Origin of the sequence: Rheinheimera riviphila, from assembly GCF_004005945.1 — a bacterium.
Lineage (GTDB): Bacteria > Pseudomonadota > Gammaproteobacteria > Enterobacterales > Alteromonadaceae > Pararheinheimera > Pararheinheimera riviphila.
This window is the reverse complement of the sequence record NZ_SACS01000029.1, coordinates 23,496-45,438: the sequence shown is the minus strand read 5'-3', so window position 1 is coordinate 45,438 and position 21,943 is coordinate 23,496. Positions and strand designations below refer to the sequence as shown.

The 21,943-nt window shown below is 47.4% G+C and carries 35 protein-coding genes; 2 read left to right on the top strand and 33 right to left on the bottom strand.

Translation table 11 applies throughout. From position 1 onward, the window contains the following. The first annotated feature begins 201 nt into the window (after nucleotides 1-201). On the top strand, nucleotides 202-342 hold the full coding sequence (locus tag EOE67_RS20580; RefSeq protein WP_164852436.1) for a hypothetical protein: 141 nt from the start codon (nucleotides 202-204) through the stop codon (nucleotides 340-342). A gap of 219 nt (nucleotides 343-561) precedes the next feature. On the opposite strand, the gene rplQ is transcribed toward EOE67_RS20580, so the two are convergent. From rplQ to EOE67_RS21125, 20 genes are all read right to left on the bottom strand, one after another. After that, a complete protein-coding gene (gene rplQ / locus EOE67_RS18855) occupies nucleotides 562-960 on the bottom strand; it encodes a 50S ribosomal protein L17 (RefSeq protein WP_068059859.1) in 399 nt (132 codons plus the stop codon). A gap of 39 nt (nucleotides 961-999) precedes the next feature. Beyond that, nucleotides 1,000-1,989 (bottom strand): DNA-directed RNA polymerase subunit alpha, encoded by a 990-nt coding sequence (locus EOE67_RS18850; RefSeq protein ID WP_031568298.1) that lies wholly within the window; start codon nucleotides 1,987-1,989, stop codon nucleotides 1,000-1,002. 27 nt (nucleotides 1,990-2,016) lie between these two features. After that, a complete protein-coding gene (gene rpsD, locus EOE67_RS18845; RefSeq protein ID WP_068059858.1) occupies nucleotides 2,017-2,637 on the bottom strand; it encodes a 30S ribosomal protein S4 in 621 nt (206 codons plus the stop codon). Between the two features lie 31 nt (nucleotides 2,638-2,668). Beyond that, complete coding sequence (gene rpsK / locus EOE67_RS18840; RefSeq protein WP_008899098.1) at nucleotides 2,669-3,058, bottom strand: 30S ribosomal protein S11; 390 nt, start codon at nucleotides 3,056-3,058, stop codon at nucleotides 2,669-2,671. An 11-nt stretch (nucleotides 3,059-3,069) separates the two neighbouring features. Further along, complete coding sequence (rpsM, locus tag EOE67_RS18835; RefSeq protein ID WP_068059855.1) at nucleotides 3,070-3,426, bottom strand: 30S ribosomal protein S13; 357 nt, start codon at nucleotides 3,424-3,426, stop codon at nucleotides 3,070-3,072. Nucleotides 3,427-3,562: 136 nt separating this feature from the next. Next, nucleotides 3,563-3,676, bottom strand: a complete 114-nt coding sequence (rpmJ, locus tag EOE67_RS18830) for a 50S ribosomal protein L36 (RefSeq protein WP_082335860.1) — start codon at nucleotides 3,674-3,676, stop codon at nucleotides 3,563-3,565. 22 nt (nucleotides 3,677-3,698) lie between these two features. Next, nucleotides 3,699-5,027 (bottom strand): preprotein translocase subunit SecY, encoded by a 1,329-nt coding sequence (gene secY / locus EOE67_RS18825; protein WP_127700885.1) that lies wholly within the window; start codon nucleotides 5,025-5,027, stop codon nucleotides 3,699-3,701. A 15-nt stretch (nucleotides 5,028-5,042) separates the two neighbouring features. Beyond that, nucleotides 5,043-5,477: a 50S ribosomal protein L15 gene (gene rplO / locus EOE67_RS18820; protein ID WP_068059850.1), complete on the bottom strand. Its 435-nt coding sequence runs from the start codon at nucleotides 5,475-5,477 to the stop codon at nucleotides 5,043-5,045. A gap of 3 nt (nucleotides 5,478-5,480) precedes the next feature. Then, nucleotides 5,481-5,663: a 50S ribosomal protein L30 gene (gene rpmD / locus EOE67_RS18815; RefSeq protein WP_068059849.1), complete on the bottom strand. Its 183-nt coding sequence runs from the start codon at nucleotides 5,661-5,663 to the stop codon at nucleotides 5,481-5,483. 6 nt (nucleotides 5,664-5,669) lie between these two features. Next, nucleotides 5,670-6,176, bottom strand: coding sequence for a 30S ribosomal protein S5 (gene rpsE, locus EOE67_RS18810; protein WP_442966039.1), 507 nt, complete (start codon nucleotides 6,174-6,176; stop codon nucleotides 5,670-5,672). 6 nt (nucleotides 6,177-6,182) lie between these two features. Beyond that, nucleotides 6,183-6,533, bottom strand: coding sequence for a 50S ribosomal protein L18 (gene rplR, locus EOE67_RS18805; protein ID WP_068059846.1), 351 nt, complete (start codon nucleotides 6,531-6,533; stop codon nucleotides 6,183-6,185). A gap of 9 nt (nucleotides 6,534-6,542) precedes the next feature. Next, the gene (gene rplF, locus EOE67_RS18800) at nucleotides 6,543-7,076 is read right to left on the bottom strand and encodes a 50S ribosomal protein L6 (RefSeq protein WP_068059843.1); all 534 of its coding nucleotides are present in this window, start codon (nucleotides 7,074-7,076) and stop codon (nucleotides 6,543-6,545) included. Nucleotides 7,077-7,091: 15 nt separating this feature from the next. Then, on the bottom strand, nucleotides 7,092-7,484 hold the full coding sequence (rpsH, locus tag EOE67_RS18795; protein ID WP_068059841.1) for a 30S ribosomal protein S8: 393 nt from the start codon (nucleotides 7,482-7,484) through the stop codon (nucleotides 7,092-7,094). Between the two features lie 20 nt (nucleotides 7,485-7,504). Continuing rightward, complete coding sequence (rpsN, locus tag EOE67_RS18790; RefSeq protein WP_068059838.1) at nucleotides 7,505-7,810, bottom strand: 30S ribosomal protein S14; 306 nt, start codon at nucleotides 7,808-7,810, stop codon at nucleotides 7,505-7,507. An 11-nt stretch (nucleotides 7,811-7,821) separates the two neighbouring features. Continuing rightward, entirely contained in the window at nucleotides 7,822-8,361 is a 540-nt protein-coding gene (gene rplE, locus EOE67_RS18785) for a 50S ribosomal protein L5 (protein ID WP_068059836.1), read from the bottom strand. A gap of 20 nt (nucleotides 8,362-8,381) precedes the next feature. Further along, the gene (gene rplX, locus EOE67_RS18780) at nucleotides 8,382-8,696 is read right to left on the bottom strand and encodes a 50S ribosomal protein L24 (protein WP_068059835.1); all 315 of its coding nucleotides are present in this window, start codon (nucleotides 8,694-8,696) and stop codon (nucleotides 8,382-8,384) included. Between the two features lie 9 nt (nucleotides 8,697-8,705). Continuing rightward, complete coding sequence (gene rplN, locus EOE67_RS18775; RefSeq protein ID WP_031568313.1) at nucleotides 8,706-9,074, bottom strand: 50S ribosomal protein L14; 369 nt, start codon at nucleotides 9,072-9,074, stop codon at nucleotides 8,706-8,708. A 639-nt stretch (nucleotides 9,075-9,713) separates the two neighbouring features. Next, nucleotides 9,714-9,971, bottom strand: coding sequence for a hypothetical protein (locus EOE67_RS21170; protein ID WP_127700883.1), 258 nt, complete (start codon nucleotides 9,969-9,971; stop codon nucleotides 9,714-9,716). 377 nt (nucleotides 9,972-10,348) lie between these two features. After that, nucleotides 10,349-11,536 (bottom strand): lanthionine synthetase LanC family protein, encoded by a 1,188-nt coding sequence (locus EOE67_RS18765; protein WP_127700881.1) that lies wholly within the window; start codon nucleotides 11,534-11,536, stop codon nucleotides 10,349-10,351. Between the two features lie 432 nt (nucleotides 11,537-11,968). Next, nucleotides 11,969-12,247 carry a group II intron maturase-specific domain-containing protein gene (locus EOE67_RS21125; RefSeq protein ID WP_420849793.1) on the bottom strand — a complete coding sequence of 93 codons (279 nt, stop codon included), beginning with the start codon at nucleotides 12,245-12,247 and terminating at the stop codon, nucleotides 11,969-11,971. Between the two features lie 398 nt (nucleotides 12,248-12,645). On the opposite strand from EOE67_RS21125, the gene EOE67_RS20570 reads away from it, so the two are divergent. Beyond that, nucleotides 12,646-13,062 (top strand): hypothetical protein, encoded by a 417-nt coding sequence (locus EOE67_RS20570; protein WP_164852435.1) that lies wholly within the window; start codon nucleotides 12,646-12,648, stop codon nucleotides 13,060-13,062. Nucleotides 13,063-13,533: 471 nt separating this feature from the next. Here EOE67_RS20570 and rpsQ read toward each other — a convergent pair whose 3' ends face one another. The 13 genes from rpsQ to tuf form a co-directional block, all read right to left on the bottom strand. After that, the gene (gene rpsQ, locus EOE67_RS18755) at nucleotides 13,534-13,788 is read right to left on the bottom strand and encodes a 30S ribosomal protein S17 (protein WP_127700879.1); all 255 of its coding nucleotides are present in this window, start codon (nucleotides 13,786-13,788) and stop codon (nucleotides 13,534-13,536) included. After that, nucleotides 13,788-13,979, bottom strand: coding sequence for a 50S ribosomal protein L29 (rpmC, locus tag EOE67_RS18750; RefSeq protein WP_127700877.1), 192 nt, complete (start codon nucleotides 13,977-13,979; stop codon nucleotides 13,788-13,790). The genes rpsQ and rpmC overlap by 1 nt, the downstream gene beginning before the upstream one ends. Next, complete coding sequence (gene rplP / locus EOE67_RS18745) at nucleotides 13,979-14,392, bottom strand: 50S ribosomal protein L16 (protein WP_068059829.1); 414 nt, start codon at nucleotides 14,390-14,392, stop codon at nucleotides 13,979-13,981. The genes rpmC and rplP overlap by 1 nt, the downstream gene beginning before the upstream one ends. 12 nt (nucleotides 14,393-14,404) lie before the next feature. After that, complete coding sequence (gene rpsC / locus EOE67_RS18740) at nucleotides 14,405-15,118, bottom strand: 30S ribosomal protein S3 (protein WP_068059826.1); 714 nt, start codon at nucleotides 15,116-15,118, stop codon at nucleotides 14,405-14,407. A 9-nt stretch (nucleotides 15,119-15,127) separates the two neighbouring features. Then, nucleotides 15,128-15,460, bottom strand: coding sequence for a 50S ribosomal protein L22 (gene rplV, locus EOE67_RS18735; protein WP_068059823.1), 333 nt, complete (start codon nucleotides 15,458-15,460; stop codon nucleotides 15,128-15,130). Between the two features lie 11 nt (nucleotides 15,461-15,471). Then, nucleotides 15,472-15,750 carry a 30S ribosomal protein S19 gene (rpsS, locus tag EOE67_RS18730; RefSeq protein WP_053426061.1) on the bottom strand — a complete coding sequence of 93 codons (279 nt, stop codon included), beginning with the start codon at nucleotides 15,748-15,750 and terminating at the stop codon, nucleotides 15,472-15,474. A 19-nt stretch (nucleotides 15,751-15,769) separates the two neighbouring features. Beyond that, a complete protein-coding gene (gene rplB / locus EOE67_RS18725; RefSeq protein ID WP_068059820.1) occupies nucleotides 15,770-16,594 on the bottom strand; it encodes a 50S ribosomal protein L2 in 825 nt (274 codons plus the stop codon). 16 nt (nucleotides 16,595-16,610) lie between these two features. After that, nucleotides 16,611-16,913 (bottom strand): 50S ribosomal protein L23, encoded by a 303-nt coding sequence (gene rplW / locus EOE67_RS18720; protein ID WP_068059819.1) that lies wholly within the window; start codon nucleotides 16,911-16,913, stop codon nucleotides 16,611-16,613. Continuing rightward, on the bottom strand, nucleotides 16,910-17,515 hold the full coding sequence (rplD, locus tag EOE67_RS18715; protein WP_068059816.1) for a 50S ribosomal protein L4: 606 nt from the start codon (nucleotides 17,513-17,515) through the stop codon (nucleotides 16,910-16,912). The genes rplW and rplD overlap by 4 nt, the downstream gene beginning before the upstream one ends. 19 nt (nucleotides 17,516-17,534) lie before the next feature. Then, nucleotides 17,535-18,173 (bottom strand): 50S ribosomal protein L3, encoded by a 639-nt coding sequence (gene rplC, locus EOE67_RS18710; protein ID WP_068059813.1) that lies wholly within the window; start codon nucleotides 18,171-18,173, stop codon nucleotides 17,535-17,537. A gap of 29 nt (nucleotides 18,174-18,202) precedes the next feature. Continuing rightward, nucleotides 18,203-18,514 carry a 30S ribosomal protein S10 gene (rpsJ, locus tag EOE67_RS18705; RefSeq protein ID WP_008899121.1) on the bottom strand — a complete coding sequence of 104 codons (312 nt, stop codon included), beginning with the start codon at nucleotides 18,512-18,514 and terminating at the stop codon, nucleotides 18,203-18,205. A gap of 273 nt (nucleotides 18,515-18,787) precedes the next feature. Further along, nucleotides 18,788-20,584: an acyl-CoA dehydrogenase family protein gene (locus tag EOE67_RS18700; RefSeq protein WP_240652879.1), complete on the bottom strand. Its 1,797-nt coding sequence runs from the start codon at nucleotides 20,582-20,584 to the stop codon at nucleotides 18,788-18,790. Nucleotides 20,585-20,746: 162 nt separating this feature from the next. After that, nucleotides 20,747-21,931 (bottom strand): elongation factor Tu, encoded by a 1,185-nt coding sequence (gene tuf, locus EOE67_RS18695; protein WP_127700863.1) that lies wholly within the window; start codon nucleotides 21,929-21,931, stop codon nucleotides 20,747-20,749. Nucleotides 21,932-21,943: the final 12 nt, after the last annotated feature.

Genomic DNA, 21,943 nt, shown 5'->3' with positions numbered 1-21,943 from the left:
TCCGAACATCGATTTCGGAAAATGGCTAAAAGTGATCGGATAAAACCGAAATAGGCGATCGGATTAAACCGAAATGGGTGATCGGATTGGACCGAAATGAGTGTTCGGATTCATCCGAAACATGCAAGAGCTCTAATATGTCATGTCACCAATAACTACAATTCAACACCTGCTTCTATGCAGAGTAATAAGGAAAGACTGATGCAACGACTACGATGGATTAATAAGAACTGGTATCCGACCTATGCGCCGCAAATACATTTACCAAGCTACACCTTATATAGCTATAAGCAGAACGACAAAGTAATTAAAGTGGAAATTAGCTTTTACCTAGGCAAATAGACCAAGTAGTGGAAGATCAAACGATCACGACATCAATGAGAGAAGCTAAGCCAGCGGGAATATATCTTAAACCTAGAGTAACAGCAGTCGACTTTGAATTTGCAAGCAGCACAGAGCAGGATCTGTGTATTGAGATAAGCTTCTTTGTTACTACAACGAATTTTGGAACTTTGACGTAAAAAAAAGCCGGCAGTAGCCGGCTTTTTAAGTTCGAGTAAATTACTCAGCTGCAGTTTCTTCAACTGGCAGAGCGCCCACTTCTGGACGGTCAACTAACTCGATATATGCCATTGGTGCATTGTCACCGGCACGGAAGCCACACTTCAGAATACGAGTGTAACCACCTGGACGCACGTTATAACGCGGACCCAGCACGTTGAACAACAAACCAACAACTTCTTTATCACGAGTACGGGCAAAAGCTAAACGGCGGTTTGCAACGCTATCAATCTTAGCCAGTGTAATCAGAGGTTCGATTACACGACGTAACTCTTTTGCTTTTGGCAAAGTCGTTTTGATGATTTCGTGCTTCACCAATGAGCTTGCCATATTACGGAACATCGCCTGACGGTGGCTGCTGTTCCGGTTTAACTGACGACCACTCTTACGATGGCGCATGATCTATTCCTTCTCACTAAACCAGGAACTGGTGTCTGGTTAGTCTTTGTTTACCAAACTAGCTGGCGGCCAGTTTTCCAGGCGCATGCCTAAGGACAAACCGCGTGACGCCAACACGTCTTTAATTTCGGTAAGTGACTTTTTACCCAGGTTTGGCGTCTTAAGAAGCTCAACCTCGGTACGTTGCACCAGATCACCGATATACTGAATCTGCTCTGCTTTCAAACAGTTGGCAGAACGAACTGTTAATTCCAGGTCATCAACCGGACGCAACAGAATCGGATCAAACTCCGGCTTCTCTTCGCGTTTTTCAGGCTCACTCTTATCACGCAGTTCAACAAAGAATTCCAGCTGTTCAGCTAAAATCGTTGCGGCGCGACGAATGGCTTCCTCTGGCTCAACAGTGCCATTGGTTTCCATGTCAATAACCAGTTTGTCCAGGTCAGTACGTTGTTCTACCCGAGCGGCTTCAACTGAATAAGCAATACGCTCAACAGGACTGAAAGACGCATCAAGTAACAAACGACCAATCGGACGTTCGTCATCTTCAGAGGAGACACGGGCTGATGCAGGCACATAACCGCGACCACGTTGCACTTTCAGACGCATACTGAATTCAGTTTCGCCAGTCAGATTGCAAATAACGTGTTCAGGGTTAACGATGACAACACCGTCGCCACGCTGGATATCACCAGCTGTTACAGGGCCAGCACCTTTTTTCGTTAAAGTCAGTGTGACTTCATCTTTGTCTTCCAAACGAACGGCTAAGCCTTTCAGGTTCAAAAGGATATCGATGATATCTTCTTGCACGCCTTCTTTGGCGCTGTACTCATGAAGCACGCCGTCGATTTCCACTTCCGTCACTGCACAACCTGGCATTGACGATAAAAGGATGCGACGTAACGCGTTGCCCAAGGTATGCCCGAAACCGCGCTCAAGTGGTTCCAAAGTAACTTTGGCACGAGTTGGGTTGATTTTTTCGATACCAACTAATCTCGGCTTAAGGAATTCGGTGACAGAACCCTGCATTGTATCCTCTCTTAAGAAAATGCCTTACTACTTAGAGTAAAGTTCGACGATTAACTGTTCGTTGATGTCAGCTGACAAATCTGAACGCTCTGGATGACGTTTGAAAACACCTTCCATTTTCTTCGTGTCAACTTCAATCCAAGTTGGCTTTTCGCGTTGTTCAGCGACTTCCAAAGCAGCAACGATACGCGCTTGCTTCTTAGCTTTCTCACGAACTGCGATAACTTGTTCTGGAGCAACAGCATAAGAAGGAATGTTCACAACTTTACCGTCAAGCAGAATAGCTTTGTGGCTTACTAACTGACGCGCTTCTGCACGTGTGCTAGCAAGACCCATGCGATAAACCACGTTATCTAAACGTGACTCCAGTAACTGAAGCAGGTTTTCGCCAGTGTTACCTTTTAAACGAGCAGCTTCTTTATATAAATTGCGGAACTGCTTTTCAAGAACGCCATAAATACGACGAACTTTTTGTTTTTCGCGTAATTGCAAACCGTAATCTGATAAACGACCGCGACGAGCGCCGTGCTGACCAGGAGCAGTTGCTAAATTACACTTTGAATCAATTGCTCGGACGCCGCTTTTCAGGAACAGATCTGTACCTTCGCGACGACTCAGTTTGAGCTTAGGACCCAAATATCTTGCCATCTTCTTTCTCCAATAATCTTAGAAGCGCTAATTACACGCGACGTTTTTTCGGTGGACGACAACCATTGTGTGGAATCGGCGTCACGTCGGTGATGTTTGTGATGCGGTAACCAGCAGCGTTCAGCGCACGAATGGCTGATTCACGGCCTGGACCAGGACCATTAACAAACACTTCAAGATTCTTCAGACCATATTCTAACGCGGCAGTACCAGCACGCTCAGCAGCAACCTGTGCAGCGAACGGCGTAGACTTACGCGAACCACGGAAACCAGAACCACCGGCAGTTGCCCAGCACAGGGCATTACCTTGACGGTCAGTGATCGTGACAATGGTATTGTTGAAAGACGCATGGATATGAGCCATACCGTCAGAAACTTGCTTTTTTACCCGTTTACGAGTACGAACTGGTGCTTTAGCCATGTTGAATCACCTTATTTCTTAATCGCTTTACGTGGGCCCTTGCGGGTACGCGCATTTGTTTTAGTGCGCTGACCACGAACCGGCAGACTACGACGATGGCGCAGGCCACGGTAGCAACCCAGGTCCATTAAACGCTTAATATTTAATGTAACTTCACGGCGCAAGTCACCTTCAACGGTGTACTTAGCAACTTCTTCACGAAGAGAATCCAACTCAGCGTCTGATAACGTAGAGATTTTACGGTTTTCTTCGATACCCACTGCAGAAAGGATAGCCTTTGAGCGGGTTTTACCGATACCAAAAACATAAGTCAAAGAAATGACTGCATGTTTATTATCGGGGATGTTAATGCCAGCGATACGGGCCACTAACGTTCTCCTATAAAAGATTAAAAGGGTGCCGATTTGAAAAGCCCGTAAGGATACTCAAACGGCGGCCATATTGCAACAATAAGTCGGGGCTAAACTAAATAGTCTAGCCCTTTCTTAATATTTTTCTGCTGTATTAGCCTTGGCGTTGTTTATGCTTTGGCTCTACGCAAATTACCCGCACAACGTTGTTGCGCTTGATAACTTTACAGTTACGGCAGATCTTCTTAACGGAAGCTCGTACTTTCATGACTTAACTCCGCAAAATTACCTTAACGACCGAAGCCCTTAAGATTTGCCTTTTTAAGCACAGAATCATATTGATGTGACATCAAGTGAGTCTGTACCTGTGCCATAAAGTCCATGATTACCACAACGATAATCAACAATGATGTACCACCGAAGTAGAATTGCACGTTCAGTGCAACCATCATGAACTCAGGAACCAAACAGATAAAGGTGATATACGCTGCGCCAGCTAAGGTTAAACGCGTCATTACTTTATCAATGTATTTTGATGTCTGTTCACCCGGACGAATGCCTGGAATAAAAGCACCAGATTTTTTCAGGTTATCTGCTGTTTCACGCGGGTTGAACACCAACGCAGTGTAAAAGAAACAGAAGAAAATAATCGCTGAAGCATACAAAATGATGTACAGCGGTTGCCCCTGAGACAGATTTAACGCTAACTCCTGGAAGAAGTTGGCAATCATACCCTCACCTGAGCCGAACCAAGTTGCAATCGTCCCTGGAAACAGGATGATGCTTGAAGCGAAGATTGGTGGAATAACCCCAGCCATGTTCACCTTCAGCGGTAAATGACTGCTCTGCGCGGCAAAAACCTGACGGCCTTGCTGACGCTTCGCGTAATTCACCACAATCCGGCGCTGACCACGTTCGAAGAACACAACGAACCAGGTAACAACCACAACAATCGCAACGATAAACAGCAATAACAAAAAGTGCAGATCGCCTTGACGTGCCATCTCAATCGTCTGGCCTACGGCAGACGGGAAGCCAGCAACGATACCGACAAAGATCAGCAACGAGATACCATTACCAATACCGCGCTCAGTAATCTGTTCACCTAACCACATCAAAAACATGGTGCCGGTGACCAAACTTACAACTGCAGTAAAGTAGAAACCAAAACCTGGGTTAATCACCAGTCCGGGCATCATGTTTGGCAGACCAGTGGCAATACTTGCCGCCTGGACCAATGCTAAAGCTAAGGTACCGTAACGTGTATACTGATTGATTTTGCGCTTGCCTGCTTCACCTTCTTTCTTCAACTCAGCCATCTTCGGGTGCATGACCGTCAGTAACTGGACAATAATTGAAGCAGAAATGTAAGGCATAATGCCAAGTGCAAATACAGATGCACGCTCAAGAGCACCACCGCTGAACATGTTAAACATTTCAACGATGGTACCTTTTTGCTGTTCGAATAATTGAGCAAGCACGGTGGCGTCAATTCCAGGAATTGGCACAAATGAGCCTAATCGGAAAACGATTATGGCCATCAGTACAAATAACAGACGGGATTTCAGCTCGCTGAAGCCGCCTTTTGCACTTTTTGAGTCCTGACCTGGTCTAGCCATCGCGTACTATCCTTATTATTCTTCTACTTTGCCGCCAGCAGCTTCGATTGCAGCACGCGCACCTTTAGTTACACGAAGGCCTTTTACTGTGATTGGACGAGCTAACTCGCCAGACAGTACAACCTTTGCAAACTTGATGTTGCGAGTGATTACGTTCGCTTCAGCCAGAGTAGTCAGATCAGCTACATCACCAACAACCAAGGCCAGCTCGTGCAGACGCACTTCAGCAGACACTAAGCCTTTTAATGACGTAAAACCAAACTTAGGCAGACGCTGTTTCAAAGGCATTTGACCGCCTTCAAAACCTGGACGTACTTTACCGCCAGAGCGTGATTTCAGACCTTTGTGACCACGGCCACCAGTCTTACCTAAGCCAGAACCGATACCACGACCTAAACGGCGCTTCTCTTTTTTCGAGCCTGGAGCCGGAGAAAGTGTATTTAATAACATCGCTTACTCCTCCACTTTAACCATGTAATACACAGTGTTAATCATACCGCGTACTGAAGGTGTATCTTCCAGCGTTACGGTGTGACCAATACGGCGTAAGCCTAAACCAACTAAAGTCGCGCGGTGCTTCGGTAAACGACCGATGCTAGACTTAGTTTGGGTTACTGTTACTGTTTTTTGAGCCATGGCAAATTACCCCAGAATGTCGTCAACGCGTAAGCCACGTTTAGCGGCTACCTGTGCTGGCGATTTGATCGCAGACAGAGCGTTGATAGTGGCGCGAACCACGTTGATCGGGTTAGTTGAGCCGTAGCACTTAGACAGTACGTTTTGTACGCCAGCTACTTCTAACACGGCGCGCATTGCACCACCGGCAATAATACCAGTACCTTCAGAAGCCGGTTGCATATACACGTTGGAACCAGCGTGTACACCTTTAACCGGGTGATGAAGGGTGTTACCGTTTAACTCAACTTGAGTCATGTTACGGCGCGCTTTTTCCATTGCTTTTTGAATAGCAGCTGGTACTTCGCGTGCTTTACCGTAACCGAAGCCAACACGGCCGGTACCGTCGCCTACAACTGTCAGAGCTGTGAAGGAAAAAATCCGACCACCCTTAACAACTTTAGACACACGATTCACAGCAACCAGCTTCTCTTGCAAGTCAGATTGTTGTTTTGCTTCTACGTTAGCCATGATCTACTCCTAGAATTGAAGACCGGCTTCACGCGCCGCGTCGGCTAACGCCTGCACACGACCATGATACTGGAAACCGCTGCGGTCAAAGGCAACATTCGTCACGCCTTTAGCCAGTGCACGTTCAGCAATCGCCTTACCAATAGCTTTAGCAGCGTCGACGTTACCAGTGTACTTCAACGATTCACGGATTGAAGCTTCAACGGTAGACGCAGCAGCAATCACTTCAGCATTTGGTGCGATAAGCTGGGCATAGATGTGACGTGGCGTACGGTGTACAACCAAGCGATTCGCACCTTGTTCGATAATATTTCTGCGAACGCGTTTAGCGCGGCGCAGACGAGCAAGTTTCTTATCCATCGTCCTACCCTACTTTTTCTTCGCTTCTTTACGACGCACGTTTTCATTAGCGTAACGAACACCTTTACCTTTATAAGGCTCTGGTTTGCGATACGCGCGGATGTTTGCAGCGACTTGACCAACTAATTGTTTGTCAGCACCTTTCACCAACACTTCTGTCTGAGAAGGGGTTTCGATCGTGATACCGTTAGGTACCTCGAACACTACCGGGTGAGAAAAGCCAAGGCTCAGGTTTAATACTTTACCTTCAGCTTTTGCACGGTAACCAACACCAACTAACTCAAGTTTACGGGTGTAGCCTTCAGCTACGCCAGTTACTAAGTTGTTGATCAACGCGCGAGCGGTACCCGCTTGTGCGTCTGCGTTATCAAAACCGTCACGTGGATTGGTACGAACTACATTACCATCAACAACGATTTCAACTGCAGGGTTAACGTTTAACGTTAACTCGCCGTTTTTACCCTTTACCACGACGTTCTGACCATTCAGTGTGATAGTCACACCTGCAGGGACGGCGATGGGGGCTTTAGCAACACGAGACATAGATTACTACCTCCGTTACGCTACGTAGCCGATGATTTCGCCACCGATACCAACCTTGCGCGCTGCGCGGTCAGTCATTAACCCTTTAGATGTAGAAATAATTGCTACACCTAAACCGCCCATTACTTTTGGTAATTCGCCGCGTTTCTTATAGATACGCAGACCAGGCCGGCTAACACGATCGATAGTCTCAATAACTGATTTGCCCTGGAAATACTTTAATGTAACTTCCAGCTCTGCTTTTACGTCAGCAGACACAGCGAAATCTTCGATGTAACCTTCGTCTTTTAATACTTTCGCGATAGCAATCTTCATTTTTGAAGATGGCATCTTAACCGCAATCTTTTTGGCAGCTTGGCCGTTGCGGATGCGAGTAAACATATCCGCTACTGGATCTTGCATGCTCATAGCTGTTACTCCCGTGATTCTTACCAGCTAGCCTTACGAAGGCCAGGAATTTCACCGCGCATCGCTGCTTCACGTACCTTGATCCGGCTCATGCCGAACTTGCGAAGGTAACCGTGAGGACGACCTGTTACACGACAACGATTACGTTGACGAGCAGGGCTTGAATCACGCGGCAACGACTGTAACTTCAGAACTGCTGCCCAACGGTCTTCGTCAGAAGTTGCCGGGTTAGCAATAGCGTCCTTCAGTGCATGACGTTGCTCAGCGTATTTGGCTACCAGTACTGCACGCTTTGCTTCACGTGCTTTCATTGATTGTTTTGCCATGACCCTACACCTTATTTCTTGAATGGGAAGTTAAACGCGGCAAGTAATGCACGCCCTTCGTCATCAGTACGAGCTGTTGTCGTGATAGTGATATCTAAACCACGTACCGCGTCAACTTTATCGTATTCGATTTCAGGGAAAATGATTTGCTCACGAACGCCCATGCTGTAGTTACCACGGCCGTCGAACGACTTAGGATTTACACCGCGGAAGTCGCGGATACGAGGAATAGCGATAGACACTAAACGCTCGAGGAAATCCCACATACGTTCGCCACGCAGGGTCACTTTAGCACCAATAGGGTAGCCTTCACGGATTTTGAAACCAGCAACTGACTTGCGAGCTTTAGTAACCAATGGCTTTTGACCAGAGATAGCAGTTAAATCTGCTACGGCGTTATCCAAAACTTTCTTATCAGCAACAGCTTCACCCACACCCATGTTGAGTGTGATTTTCACAATCCGAGGGACTTGCATGACGCTAGTGTAGCCGAACTGTTTAAACAGCTCAGGAACTACTGTGTCTTTATAAATTTCATGCAGTTTCGCCATCGTATTACTCCAATAGCTATTTAGATTTTTTCATTATTCGATTTGAAGAAGCGAACTTTCTTGCCATCTTCAAAACGGAAACCAACGCGATCAGCCTTACCAGTGGCAGGGTTGAAAATCGCTACATTTGATACATGAATCGAGGCTTCTTTCTCGACGATACCGCCTGGTGTATTCAGGGCCGGAACAGGCTTCTGATGTTTTTTAACCAGGTTCACGCCGGTAACATAAACACGATCTTCAGCAACTAAAACTTTAGAAACTGTACCGCGTTTACCTTTGTCCTTACCAGTAAGAACAACAACCTCGTCATCACGACGGATTTTACTAGCCATGGTGACTCCTTACAGTACTTCTGGGGCCAGAGAAACGATCTTCATGAATTTTTCACCACGAAGTTCGCGGGTAACAGGTCCAAAAATACGTGTGCCGATCGGTTCCAGCTTGTTGTTTAACAACACAGCTGCATTGCGATCAAAACGGATCAAAGAACCGTCCTGACGGCGTACGCCTTTGCGTGTACGCACCACCACAGCATTCAGAACGTCACCTTTTTTGACCTTACCGCGAGGAATTGCTTCCTTAACGGTGATCTTGATAACGTCACCAATTGCTGCATAACGGCGATGCGAACCACCTAAGACCTTAATACACATTACGCTGCGCGCGCCGCTGTTGTCTGCGACTTCCAGCATAGATTGCATTTGGATCATCTTAGTGCTCCGCTATTCCACTACGAGTAATCCCGAAGGATTACGATGCTTTTTACTTACAACATTCCCCCATACAAAAGGGCGCGTGATTATAACAGCACTTTCAGCAAATAGGTAGTTCAAAATAAAAACATCTGCTGAAAGTGACAAGTCATGGCTAAAAGCGGTTCGCGAATGCTTAGTTGTCCGGGGCTTTAATAAGAAGATAAAATCAGAATGATATAAATCATTGTTTATATTGAAAGTATTGAAGTTAAAACCTAACAGTTAACTTCTCGTTTTCTCAGGTGCGATTCTGACACAGGAAGCGGATCGAGATGTGTTGAGCACTCCCAAATCGGTTAAATTTTGATCTGCGCTTTTTCGCGCCATTATTTTTTACTCAGATCTCCCTTGCGTCGCCAAATCGAGATGGCGGACAAAATCATAAACCACACACTCTTGCTCCCTGCCATAGGCTCTGAAAACCCGTTAGTAACATATATGCAGCAATGAACCCTGCAGTAATTTGATGCTGCACGTTAACAATCCCCGTTTGACCAGGCAATTTACTTCCTACACCAGTAGCCTGATTACGTTAGCATAATTACACACCGTCCCGGCCAGCTGGTTTATCCGTCCAGCGCTGGAACGGCAGCATCAATGCCTCACCGCCATAACGATCGAACGCATGTTCGTCGGTAAATCACTCATTTTTATGTGACTGTCAGCTTTGTAGTTCGGGTCGGCACAACGCAGGCTCACCGGGAAATCTGAGCCTGAGATGCCAGTCGGGATCGTTATATCGAATAAAAACCATTGCAGGCCCCACTGCTCAGCCATCGCTTGACGGATAAAAGTGGTCAGTTTGTCCTGCAGTAATAATTCGGCACAGATTTGAGCCGTAAAAATCTTCAAACTCAGTCCCCGGGGCGAAGTGGCGGTGCTGCTGCGGTACTAAACCGCCGCTCAAAATTGTACGGTAAACCAAATGCAACCAGCGGATTAAGGAACAGGGTCACAATTTCAAGAGCAAAATACCAGACTGAGACTCAGCTCGCACTTTCCCGCTGTCTTTGTCTGCATCAGTCGTTCTTGTAACGCCGGACTGGCCAGATACAGAGCCTCCAGAGCCGAAGCTTGTGTCAGCCAGTTGTCTAACAAATCATTGAACGTAGCAAGGCTCGCAGGCAAATCCTAAACGAATTTTGTACTTTGCCTTGGTACTCGGATAATAAAAAAGTCGGCGGCTCTCAACTTTTGCCTGGTCATCACTACCACAAATAATTATTTTTTCAGGCTATCAGCAAAGCTTCAGTCCATTGCCGGTCGTGTCCTTGTGCGGCGAGTAAAGCCAGTCCGACACCTGCATAACCTTCTAGCAAACCAGCACAGGCGATATAACCATCACCGGTAAATTTGTCCAGACCAGCTAAACCCCGCATTTCAAAACGCCGCAAGGTAAATTGCAGCCAACTACGTGCGGCCATTGCAAATTCGTCCACAGCAGTGTACTCAAACAATTGACTAAACAGCAACATCACTCCGGCACTACCATGACAAAGACCGGTATCACAGATAATGGTGCTCTCTGGTGTACGTTGTGTGGCGCTCAAGCCAAGTTGAATCGCCAAGTCCAAATAATCAGTACGTCCCAGCAAGATAGCAGCTTTGGCGAAAACCAACGCTATCGGCAAATCGCCATAACACCACCCCAGCCGACTAGGCAGACAAGACCCGGACAACACACTGAAATGACAATTATGCTCTATATGCCGGAAGCGTTGGTTTTCCAACCAGCACAAAGCAGGCTCGAGTAAACGGGTTGCCGCCAAAGCCAGAGTGCTTTCCGATAATATCGGCAGCAGAGCGGCGATCACTGCCGGGCTGCCATGTGCCAGCCCCAAATTGTATTCTGGCGAGGTGAGTGTTTCACGGTTAATACGAAATGGAGAATGACCAGCGGTTGGCCAGGCGTATTGTTGAGCGTTCGGTTTGTCCGCTAGTTGGTGCAGATGATGTAGCATATTAACTACGTTCTCGCGGCCTTTGGCTCTATTACAACGTCTGAGCATGTAAGGCATCCAACCAGCTAGACCATTAACAAATTCAAAGTCGCCAGTCCAACGCTCAACACTAAGGGCTTCACTAATCAACTGATCCAGCCCGCAGTTCAAATCTAATTCACGTAACTGACCGGCACAGATATACTCATACAACCAGGCGATACCAGTCAGGCCATTGCAAATATTTAGTTGTGGGTCAACCAGCCGCACCTGCTCCAGCAACATTTTTAGCTGCTCAGTTAAAACATTGGCATCGACCAAAGTGGCTTTTGCATGTGACAGTTGATATAAGAAAAGTATTTCTCCGGCTCTTCCATTCAACAACCCGGGTTCCTGAGCATGATGCTGCTGAAAGTACAAGGCAAGCGTGCTCAGAATTTGGTCAATTTGTTGATTTTCAGAAAGCGATAACAGCATAGCTATGGTTCCAGAACCAGCAGGTCAAACTGGCTGGCAACAATTTGCCATGTTGGGATAAATTGATTACGGATTGTATTTTTAATTGAAGTTTCATCGGCTTAAAACCTGTGTTGATTAGTGGGTATTAGCCAGTGCACGGCAACATCACTATCTGCGGAATTGGTCGCGATGAAATGACAAATCTATGATAAATCTGTTTATCATAGAAATATAAAAACTTAGGAAAGCGGCTTTTCGACTGTAGTGGGCAGTTGCATGCTCTATCAAATGGGGATCGCGCAGGAGGCGGGATCATTCCTGCTGTCCCCTCACACCACCGTACGTGCGGTTCCGCATAAGGCGGTTCATGTTAACACTGGAACTAGCGATGGCATTTCTGCAGTGATAGCAGTCCCAGCCTGTCGAACCAGCGCTTCTTAATAGCTTGATTCAGATGACTGGCACCGGAGTTCCACCAGGCACCCCGTTGGTTACACGGTGAGGCCAAGCTCTGACTTCATCAAGTCCTGCTTTCATCGGCAGTTTGGCTCGAGTAAAAGATCGCCTCCATTGTCGCCATAACAGGCAACGCAGTTTGCGCTTTATCCAGCCATCCAGTTCGTCGAGCACGCCTTTCACTTCGGTCAGACGGAAGCAGCTTATCCACCCTCGCAACACTGGCGTCAGTTCACTGATAGCGTTTGCTACTGATTTTGAGCCATTTCGCATGGTCAGGCTTCTGATTTTATCCACGCTACTGGCTGCAATCTTCAGTCAGGCTGATTTGTGCTATGTCGGTAGCTGTAACCTAAGAACTTACTCACCCAAGGTGCCACCCTCGACATCAGAATGTCGTAGTCGACCTGGTCAAAGAATTTCTTCAAATCTATGCCTACGACCCAGTGTTTTCCACTATGAATGTATTGCTGTGCTTGTCGCGCCGCTTACCACACATTGCAGTTTGGTCTGAAGCCGTAACAGGAAACTGGAATTCGAAAACTTAGGTTCCACATAAGGTGTTAGTGTCTGTGCGATCGCTTGCTAAATAAGCCGGTCTACCACGGTTGGAATGCCCAGTGTTCTCACATCGCCGTTTGGCTTTGGGATATCCACTTTGCGGATTGCCCGTGGCAGGTAGCTACCTGCTATCAGTGCATTTTTTACGCTCGGCCAATACAGTCAGCCATGCTTTAAACTTCTGCACGCTGAGGTTATCAATCCCCGCCGCACCTTTGTTTTCCACCACCCGCGAATACGCCAGCATTAGGTTCTCTCAGGTTATCACCGCCTCTATCGTCAACGATTGTTCAGCTTTCGTTCGCCCAATGGCCGCCATGTCAATTTCAACACCATCAATCAGCCTCGGCTCTGTTCGCTTCCCCTGTTCATGGCTGCAGCTTGCTGCGCTTGTGCATTATCAATCAACATCGAGTACCAAAGTCCTAATTACGGTTAACGGTGTTCAGCGCGTCATGCTATTAGTTAAAAGCACTACTACGGCCTCGGCTGATATCTCTATGAAAGAAGTGTGTGCCGGGAAATGACGGGAGCATTTCCGGTCTTCTGAACATCCATCCCAACACCTCCCGATGCTAGTAGCACTGTGGCAGACGTTTAGATCTCCCGGGGTAATTCGCGCGACGTTGCTGCTTATATCTGTCGACTGTACGTTGCAGCATTCTCTGCAAGTATTGGGCTTTAGTGATATCGGCCACCTCACCCTGCTACAACACCTAAATCGCTTTATTCGTCGCAAGCTCCTCACACTGACGGGCCAGCATTTTGCTTTCAGCTTCCTTCAGATTTCACCTCACGATGAACACTCTCGGGGAACCCACTTGCCGTTCAGCTAACACTTCCCCTTGCCGGGTATGTAGAGGACTTGCACTTCCAAGTCACCAGTTTGACGACCACCGTCAACCCAGTTGCGCTCACGCGCAATGCGCCGTGCCGGCGCACCTGTAAAAAAAAAGCCAGTCACAAAGACTGGCTTTTTACTCGAATCAACAATTCAATTAAGAAGCTGATCCAACAACAGCAACCAGAGTCCAAGATTTAGTCTTAGACAGAGGACGGCATTCGCGAATAGTCACGATGTCGCCTTCGTTGCACTGGTTAGTTTCATCATGTACATGCAGCTTAGTAGTGCGCGTAATGAATTTCCCATAGATTGGGTGCTTCACGTGACGCTCAATCGCAACAACGATAGACTTGTCCATCTTGTTACTTACTACTTTACCTTGCAGCGTACGGGTGTTTTTTTCGCTCATTATACACCTGCCTTCTCGGTTAAGATGGTCTTCACACGTGCGATATCGCGACGCACCGTTTTCAGCAAATGAGTCTGAGCCAGCTGACCGGTCGCTGCTTGCATGCGCAGGTTGAACTGCTCACGTAACAGGCCCAGTAATTCAGCTTTTAACTCGTCTACGCTTTTTGCTTTCAGTTCGCTTGCTTTCATCACAATACCGTCCGCGTTACAAAGGTTGTCTTAAATGGAAGTTTGGCAGCTGCCAGCGTAAACGCATGACGTGCTAATTCTTCCGACACACCGTCCATCTCATACAGGACTTTGCCAGGTTTAATCTGGCAAACCCAGTATTCCACGCTACCTTTACCACTACCCATACGAACTTCGAGTGGCTTCTGCGTCATTGGCTTGTCTGGGAACACACGGATCCAGATTTTACCAACACGCTTAACGGCACGAGTCATGGCACGACGTGCTGATTCGATTTGACGTGAAGTCATTTGACCACGTTCTACTGATTTCAGTGCGTAAGTACCGAAGCTAACCTTGTCGCCAACATGGGCTAAACCACGGTTACGGCCTTTGTGCACTTTACGAAATTTAGTACGTTTTGGTTGCAACATCGCTCAATACTCCTACTTAGCCTTGCGAGGAGCCGGTTTTTTCGGCGCCTTAGGCTGTTTGTCGTTGTTGGCGTTATTGTTGTTGGCCAGTGGTAAACCACCCAGGATCTCGCCTTTGAAGATCCAAACCTTAACACCAATGATACCGTAAGTAGTCAAAGCTTCTGATGTTGAGTAGTCGATGTCAGCACGCAGAGTGTGCAGTGGCACACGGCCTTCACGATACCACTCATCACGAGCGATTTCAGCGCCGCCTAAACGGCCGGCGACCTGAACTTTGATACCTTTAGCGCCTAAACGCATAGCGTTCTGTACCGCACGCTTCATAGCGCGACGGAACATTACACGGCGTTCCAGCTGGCTGCTGATAGAATCAGCAACTAATTTGGCATCTAATTCCGGCTTACGGATTTCAGAAATATTGATCTGTGCAGGCACGCCAGCGATAGTCGCTACAGCTTTGCGCAGTTTCTCAACGTCTTCACCTTTTTTACCGATGATCACGCCTGGACGAGCAGTGTGAATAGTCACACGGATGCTTTTCGCAGGACGTTCAATATCGATCCGGCTTACTGAAGCGGCTTTCAGTTCTTTTGTCAGATACTGACGAACTTTAAAGTCACCAACCAGGAAATCCGGGAAATCTTTTGTATTCGCGTACCAGGTTGAGCTCCAAGGCTTAGTGATACCTAGGCGAATACCATTAGGATGTACTTTCTGTCCCATTTCTCACTCCTAGTTATCAGCAACAATCACTGTAATGTGACTGGTACGCTTGACGATACGGTCAGCACGACCTTTAGCACGTGGCTTGATCCGCTTCATCGACGGACCTTCGTCAACAAACACAGTTTTCACTTTTAAAGCGTCGATATCGGCGCCTTCGTTGTGTTCTGCGTTCGCAATGGCTGATAAAAGAACCTTTTTAACCAGATCAGCCGCTTTTTTCGGGCTGTAGGTTAAAACATCCAACGCCTTTCCAACTGCCAATCCACGGATCTGGTCAGCGACCAGACGAGCTTTTTGTGCAGATGAACGGGCAAATTTATGTTTTGCTAATGCTTGCATTTATTTACCCCTTAGCGTTTCTTGGCCTTTTTGTCGGCTGCATGACCACGGTAAGTACGAGTAGGTGAAAACTCACCTAACTTGTGACCGACCATCTCTTCCGAGACAAGTACTGGTACATGTTGACGACCATTATGGACAGCGATGGTCAAACCGATCATTTGTGGAATGATCATTGAACGACGGCTCCAAGTCTTAATTGGCTTCTTGTCACCGCTTTCCAACGCTTTCTCTACCTTCTTCAGCAAGTGAAGGTCGATAAATGGACCTTTCTTGAGAGAACGTGGCATGGCAATTCCTCACATTAAATTATTTGTCACGACGACGGACAATGAACTTGTCTGTACGCTTGTTCGAACGGGTTTTATAACCCTTCGTTGGTACGCCCCATGGTGTAACCGGGTGACGGCCACCAGAAGTTTTACCTTCACCACCACCGTGTGGGTGGTCTACCGGGTTCATAACGACACCACGGACAGTAGGACGAACACCGCGCCAGCGCATTGCACCTGCTTTACCGTATTGACGGAGCATGTGTTCAGCATTGCCAACTTCACCGATAGTTGCACGGCAATCAGCTAAGACTTTGCGCATTTCACCACTGCGTAAACGCAGAGTGACATAAGCACCGTCACGCGCCAGGATCTGGGCAAAAGCACCAGCTGAACGCATTAACTGGCCACCTTTGGCAGGTTTCAGTTCGATGTTGTGAACGATTTGACCCACAGGGATGTTGCGCAGTGGCATGGTGTTACCCGATTTGATCGGAGAATCCATACCTGATTGCACTGTGTCGCCTGCTTTTAAGCCTTTTGGAGCCAGGATATAACGACGCTCACCATCTGCATACAACACTAAAGCGATGTTTGCAGTACGGTTTGGATCGTATTCCAGGCGTTCAACTTTAGCTGGGATACCGTCTTTATTACGCTTGAAGTCAACTAAACGGTAGTGTTGCTTATGACCACCACCGATATGACGTGTCGTAATACGACCGTGGTTGTTACGACCACCGGTCTTAGTTTTCTTTTCTAACAAAGGTGCGTAAGGGCTGCCTTTGTGCAGGTCTGGGTTGACCACTTTTAAAACGTGGCGACGACCTGGTGACGTAGGTTTACACTTAACAAGTGCCATTTCCTAACTCCTCTTATTACTCAGCGCCGCCAACTAAATCGAGCTCGCTGCCTTCTTTAAGAGTAACGTAAGCTTTTTTCCAATCGCTACGTTGGCCAGTACGCACGCCAGTGCGCTTGGTCTTACCCTTAACGTTAACAGTGCGAACACCTACAACTTCCACTTCGAACAGTTTCTGAACGGCAGCTTTGATGTCTGCTTTAGTGGCTGTAGTTGCTACTTTGAACACGACTGTGTTGTTGGTCTCTGCCGCAATTGTGCTCTTTTCAGACACATGCGGAGCCAGAATAACCTTCAGTAAACGTTCTTCACGGATCATGCTAACATCTCCTCGATTTGTTTAACTGCAGCAGCAGTCATCAACACTTTGTCGAAGGCGATTAAGCTGACAGGGTCGATACCGTGAACATCACGCACGTCAACCTTGTACAGGTTGCGGGCTGATAAGAACAGGTTCTCGTCAACTTCGTCAGTAACGATCAGAACATCTTTCAGTTCCATCGCTTTTAACTTGGCAGTCAGTTCTTTCGTTTTCGGAGTTTCAACTGCAAAGCTTTCAACTACGATTAAACGTTCTTGACGAACCAGTTCAGAAAGAATGCTCATGATCGCGCCGCGATACATTTTTCTGTTAACTTTTTGGCTGTGATCTTGTGGCTTAGCCGCAAACGTCACACCACCGCCGCGCCAAATTGGGCTGCGAATTGTACCAGCACGAGCACGACCTGTGCCCTTCTGGCGCCATGGCTTCTTGCCGCCACCGCGTACTTCTGAACGTGTCAGTTGAGCACGTGTACCTTGACGGGCACCAGCTGCGTAAGCAACTACAACCTGATGTACCAATGCTTCGTTGAACTCACGTCCAAAGGTAGCTTCGGAAACTTCAAGAACGCCGTTAGCGTCTCTTAATGCTAATTCCATCACTCATCTCCTCTAGACGTTAGCCTTTGACCGCAGGTTTAACAATCACATCACCGCCGATAGCACCCGGGACTGCGCCCTTCACTAACAGGATGTTGCGTGCTGCGTCTACACGTACCACTTCCAAAGATTGGACTGTTACGCGCTCGGCACCCATGTGTCCGGCCATTTTTTTACCTTTGAATACTTTACCTGGTGATTGGTTTTGACCAATTGAACCTGGTGCACGGTGAGATAAAGAGTTACCGTGAGTCATATCCTGAGTACGGAAATTCCAGCGCTTTACAGTACCGGCAAAACCTTTACCTTTTGATGTACCGACGACATCAACTTTTTTCGTCTCTGCGAAAACTTCAACAGTAATCTCGCTACCAACAGCGATGTCAGCACCTTCGTTGTCTTGCAGGCGGAATTCCCACAGACCACGACCGGCTTCGACACCAGCTTTTGCAAACTGACCTGCATCTGGTTTGTTCAGGCGTGAAGCCTTCACTGTGCCAGCAGTCACTTGCAATGCGCTATAGCCATGAACGTCTTGCGTTTTGATGGCAGTAACGCGGTTTGGTGTTGCTTCGATTACGGTTACTGGGATTGATACGCCATCTTCAGTGAAGATGCGAGTCATGCCCACTTTACGACCGATTAGACCGATAGCCATATCCTAAACCTCTCTAAAAACCTGTCTGATTAGCCCAGGCTGATTTGAACGTCAACGCCAGCAGGCAGATCTAAACGCATCAGAGCATCAACAGTCTTTTCTGTTGGTTCAACGATGTCGATTAAACGCTTGTGGGTACGGATTTCGTACTGATCACGTGCATCTTTATTGACGTGAGGAGAAATCAATACAGTGAAACGTTCCTGGCGAGTAGGAAGTGGGATAGGACCACGAACCTGTGCGCCCGTACGCTTAGCTGTGTCAACGATTTCCATAGTTGACTGATCGATCAAACGGTGATCGAACGCTTTCAGACGGATGCGAATCCTTTGATTACTCATAAACCAAAGCCTCAAAGAGCAAAAAAGAGCAAAAATAAACAAGGGCTATCAACCAATTAAATGGAGAATGCCTCTGCACCATGTTACGTTTGCCCCCCAATCGGGGGCACTGTAGTTGCTTGGTCACTACCCAGCTATAAGCTGGCGTCTGACCAGAGCACCCGTCATTTAAAATGACCGGCCGCGCATTATACTCAACTGAACCGGAAACACAAGTCTTTGTCGATAATTTGAGCACGCACCGCGCAAGTGCGTGATCAAACTGTCGTTACCTCAGAATAACTCATCTCTCATTTCAACTAAGGCGCTGATCGGTTGACGAATGATGGCGATAAGACCCTGAGCTTTTGGCATCACCCGCTCAAAGTAGAACTGCGCAGTCAACTGCTTACTTTCAATAAAATCTGCACTATGTTTGACCGGATCAAGGGCTGCTAATGTTTGATGCCACATATACCCGTAGAACAGGTAGCCAGACAGATCCAACAAGTCACAAGCGACCGTAGGCAGCAGCTGCGACTCGTTTTTGCCTTCAATCAATAATTCATTGACCAGGTTTTTATACTCATCCAATAAATTTGATAATGCAGAATGTGGTCGTAGCGCCAACTTTTCCGAGATTTCCGCTAACATTTCATTCAGCACTTCGCCATTATCGGCGGCTACTTTACGGACCGCAAAATCCAATGCTTGAATACCGTTCGTTCCTTCATAGATTTGGGCAATGCGTACATCACGTACTAACTGCTCCATGCCCCATTCCTGAATGTAGCCATGCCCACCAAATACTTGTTGCGCGGTAATACAGGCATCAAGTCCTCGGTCTGTCATAAACGCTTTGGTCACTGGGGTTAATAAGTTCGCCCTTGCTTCGGCTTTTTTGTCGCCAGAATATTTGGCTTGGTCGAGCTGCTGTGCTACATACACCGAAAAACTGCGCCCGGCCTCGTTGATAGCTTTTACATTCAGCAGCATTCGACGCACATCTGCGTGACCTAAAATTGGATCTGCTTTATTGGTGTCTTTGCCAGTCGTTCTACCCTGCAATCGATCTTTAGCATAACTCAATGCATTTTGGTAGGCACGCTCTGCAGCGCCTAGTCCTTGGCTACCCATTGCCAGCCGCTCGTAGTTCATCATGGTAAACATACAGGCAAGACCTTTGTTGGCTTCACCAATCAGATAGCCAACCGCACCGTCAAAATTCATCACACAGCTCGCCGACGCATGGATGCCCATCTTGTGCTCGACTGATCCACAACTTAACTTGTTTCGTTCACCCAGACTTCCATCAGCGTTAACCATAAATTTAGGGACTAGAAAAAGCGATATGCCGCGACTTCCAGCCGGAGCATCAGGCAATTTCGCCAATACCAAGTGGATAATATTCGCCGTTAAATCGTGTTCACCGGCAGTAATAAATATTTTGCTACCGCTGATGCTAAAGCGACCATCATCAAGAGGCGTCGCTTGAGTGCGCATGATGCCCAAATCAGAACCGGCATGCGACTCGGTCAGACACATAGTTCCTGACCACTCGCCACTGTAGAGTTTAGGCAGATAGATTGCTTTTGTTGCTGAGTCGGCATGCTGGTTCAAGGCGACACAAGCGCCGGCAGTCAGACCTGAATAGAGGGAAAATGCGATATCCGCACTGCACAACATTTCTTCATACATGCTAGCAAGTGTTTTCGGCATCCCCATGCCACCATACTCTGGATCGCCAGCGAGTCCAGTCCAACCACCCTCACAAAGTTGCTGATAACAAGTTTTATAATGGTCAGGAGTCGTCACTTCGCCTGCATGCCACTGCACACCTTGCTGATCAGCAAGTTTTGATTGTGGCGCAATCAGTTCGGCTGCCACCTTAGCCGCTTCTTCCAGAATGGCTGATGCGGTCTCCTGATCTAACAGCTCTTTGAGCGCAGGTGACTGATCCCAGTATTTTTGCGTTTGCCAAAGATCAAATAGATTAAAGTACATATCGGTTAAGGGGGCTTGGTAGTGGCTCACAATGCTTCTCCATCTGGTACGATGTGTTGTTCTAACATGCCAGCCTGAAAATTTCAAACGCTTGTTTAAATATCTTCGTCATAGCGACTGGGGGAATACTTTTTCAGTGTAGTCGCAATGAAGTTAGTGAGAGGGCAAGTCGCCACCGCGCATTTCCGGCGTCTCAAATTGTGGCAATAAAAAAGGGCCCCGAAGGACCCTTTCATCAAGTAGCGGTAATTACACCAGTACTTTAGATACTACACCAGCACCTACTGTGCGGCCACCTTCACGGATGGCGAAGCGTAAACCTTCGTCCATCGCGATTGGGTTGATCAGTTCAACAACAAACTTCAGGTTGTCGCCTGGCATTACCATCTCTACGCCTTCTGGCAGTTCTACTGAACCAGTGACGTCTGTGGTACGGAAGTAGAACTGTGGACGGTAACCTTTGAAGAATGGAGTATGACGACCACCTTCTTCTTTAGACAACACGTACACTTCACCTTCAAACTTGGTATGTGGCTTGATTGAACCTGGTTTTGCTAATACTTGACCACGTTCTACGTCTTCACGTTTAGTACCACGTAACAGCGCGCCGATGTTCTCGCCTGCACGACCTTCGTCTAACAGTTTGCGGAACATTTCAACACCAGTACAAGTAGTTGTCACTGTGTCTTTCAGACCTACGATTTCTACTGACTCGCCTACTTTAACGATACCTTGCTCTACACGGCCTGTTACTACAGTACCACGACCAGCAATTGAGAATACGTCTTCGATTGGCATGATGAATGGCTTGTCAATCGCACGTACTGGCTCTGGAATGTAAGAATCTAAAGCTGCTGCCAGCTCAAGGATTTTTGGTTCCCATGCTGCATCGCCTTCCAGACCTTTCAGGGCTGAACCACGGATTACCGGCAGGTCATCACCTGGGAAATCGTAGTCAGAAAGAAGCTCACGAACTTCCATCTCTACCAGCTCTAACAACTCTTCGTCGTCTACCATGTCACATTTGTTCATGAACACAACGATGAATGGTACGCCTACCTGACGAGATAACAGGATGTGCTCACGTGTCTGTGGCATTGGGCCGTCAGTTGCAGCAACAACCAGGATTGCGCCGTCCATCTGGGCAGCACCAGTGATCATGTTTTTAACATAGTCAGCGTGGCCTGGGCAATCTACGTGCGCGTAGTGACGAGCTGGAGTATCGTATTCAACGTGAGAAGTGTTGATCGTGATACCACGAGCTTTTTCTTCTGGTGCTTTATCGATTTGATCGAATGCGAAAGCCTGACCGCCGTAGTGTTTAGCCAATACGTTGGTGATAGCTGCTGTCAGAGTAGTTTTACCGTGGTCTACGTGGCCGATTGTGCCTACGTTTACGTGCGGTTTGTTACGTTCGAATTTAGCCTTAGCCATTTTAATTACCTT

Coding starts and splice junctions, on each gene's coding strand:
- rpsC (WP_068059826.1), bottom strand. CDS start 15,118: ATGGGACAGAAAGTACATCCTAATGGTATTCGCCTAGGTATCACTAAG.
- rplQ (WP_068059859.1), bottom strand. CDS start 960: ATGCGCCATCGTAAGAGTGGTCGTCAGTTAAACCGGAACAGCAGCCAC.
- rpmC (WP_127700877.1), bottom strand. CDS start 13,979: ATGAAAGCAAGCGAACTGAAAGCAAAAAGCGTAGACGAGTTAAAAGCT.
- secY (WP_127700885.1), bottom strand. CDS start 5,027: ATGGCTAGACCAGGTCAGGACTCAAAAAGTGCAAAAGGCGGCTTCAGC.
- rpsN (WP_068059838.1), bottom strand. CDS start 7,810: ATGGCAAAACAATCAATGAAAGCACGTGAAGCAAAGCGTGCAGTACTG.
- EOE67_RS21125 (WP_420849793.1), bottom strand. CDS start 12,247: ATGCGAAATGGCTCAAAATCAGTAGCAAACGCTATCAGTGAACTGACG.
- EOE67_RS18765 (WP_127700881.1), bottom strand. CDS start 11,536: ATGCTGTTATCGCTTTCTGAAAATCAACAAATTGACCAAATTCTGAGC.
- rplP (WP_068059829.1), bottom strand. CDS start 14,392: ATGTTGCAACCAAAACGTACTAAATTTCGTAAAGTGCACAAAGGCCGT.
- rpsD (WP_068059858.1), bottom strand. CDS start 2,637: ATGGCAAGATATTTGGGTCCTAAGCTCAAACTGAGTCGTCGCGAAGGT.
- rpsJ (WP_008899121.1), bottom strand. CDS start 18,514: ATGAGTAATCAAAGGATTCGCATCCGTCTGAAAGCGTTCGATCACCGT.
- rplN (WP_031568313.1), bottom strand. CDS start 9,074: ATGATCCAAATGCAATCTATGCTGGAAGTCGCAGACAACAGCGGCGCG.
- rpmD (WP_068059849.1), bottom strand. CDS start 5,663: ATGGCTCAAAAAACAGTAACAGTAACCCAAACTAAGTCTAGCATCGGT.
- rplX (WP_068059835.1), bottom strand. CDS start 8,696: ATGGCTAGTAAAATCCGTCGTGATGACGAGGTTGTTGTTCTTACTGGT.
- rpsH (WP_068059841.1), bottom strand. CDS start 7,484: ATGAGCATGCAAGATCCAGTAGCGGATATGTTTACTCGCATCCGCAAC.
- rplR (WP_068059846.1), bottom strand. CDS start 6,533: ATGGATAAGAAACTTGCTCGTCTGCGCCGCGCTAAACGCGTTCGCAGA.
- rpsQ (WP_127700879.1), bottom strand. CDS start 13,788: ATGAGCGAAAAAAACACCCGTACGCTGCAAGGTAAAGTAGTAAGTAAC.
- rplC (WP_068059813.1), bottom strand. CDS start 18,173: ATGGCTATCGGTCTAATCGGTCGTAAAGTGGGCATGACTCGCATCTTC.
- tuf (WP_127700863.1), bottom strand. CDS start 21,931: ATGGCTAAGGCTAAATTCGAACGTAACAAACCGCACGTAAACGTAGGC.
- rplE (WP_068059836.1), bottom strand. CDS start 8,361: ATGGCGAAACTGCATGAAATTTATAAAGACACAGTAGTTCCTGAGCTG.
- rpmJ (WP_082335860.1), bottom strand. CDS start 3,676: ATGAAAGTACGAGCTTCCGTTAAGAAGATCTGCCGTAACTGTAAAGTT.
- EOE67_RS20580 (WP_164852436.1), top strand. CDS start 202: ATGCAACGACTACGATGGATTAATAAGAACTGGTATCCGACCTATGCG.
- EOE67_RS18850 (WP_031568298.1), bottom strand. CDS start 1,989: ATGCAGGGTTCTGTCACCGAATTCCTTAAGCCGAGATTAGTTGGTATC.
- rplD (WP_068059816.1), bottom strand. CDS start 17,515: ATGGAATTAGCATTAAGAGACGCTAACGGCGTTCTTGAAGTTTCCGAA.
- rplF (WP_068059843.1), bottom strand. CDS start 7,076: ATGTCTCGTGTTGCTAAAGCCCCCATCGCCGTCCCTGCAGGTGTGACT.
- rplW (WP_068059819.1), bottom strand. CDS start 16,913: ATGATCCGTGAAGAACGTTTACTGAAGGTTATTCTGGCTCCGCATGTG.
- rpsS (WP_053426061.1), bottom strand. CDS start 15,750: ATGCCACGTTCTCTCAAGAAAGGTCCATTTATCGACCTTCACTTGCTG.
- rplV (WP_068059823.1), bottom strand. CDS start 15,460: ATGCAAGCATTAGCAAAACATAAATTTGCCCGTTCATCTGCACAAAAA.
- rplO (WP_068059850.1), bottom strand. CDS start 5,477: ATGTTATTAAATACACTTTCTCCGGCTCCAGGCTCGAAAAAAGAGAAG.
- rpsK (WP_008899098.1), bottom strand. CDS start 3,058: ATGGCTAAAGCACCAGTTCGTACTCGTAAACGGGTAAAAAAGCAAGTT.
- rplB (WP_068059820.1), bottom strand. CDS start 16,594: ATGGCACTTGTTAAGTGTAAACCTACGTCACCAGGTCGTCGCCACGTT.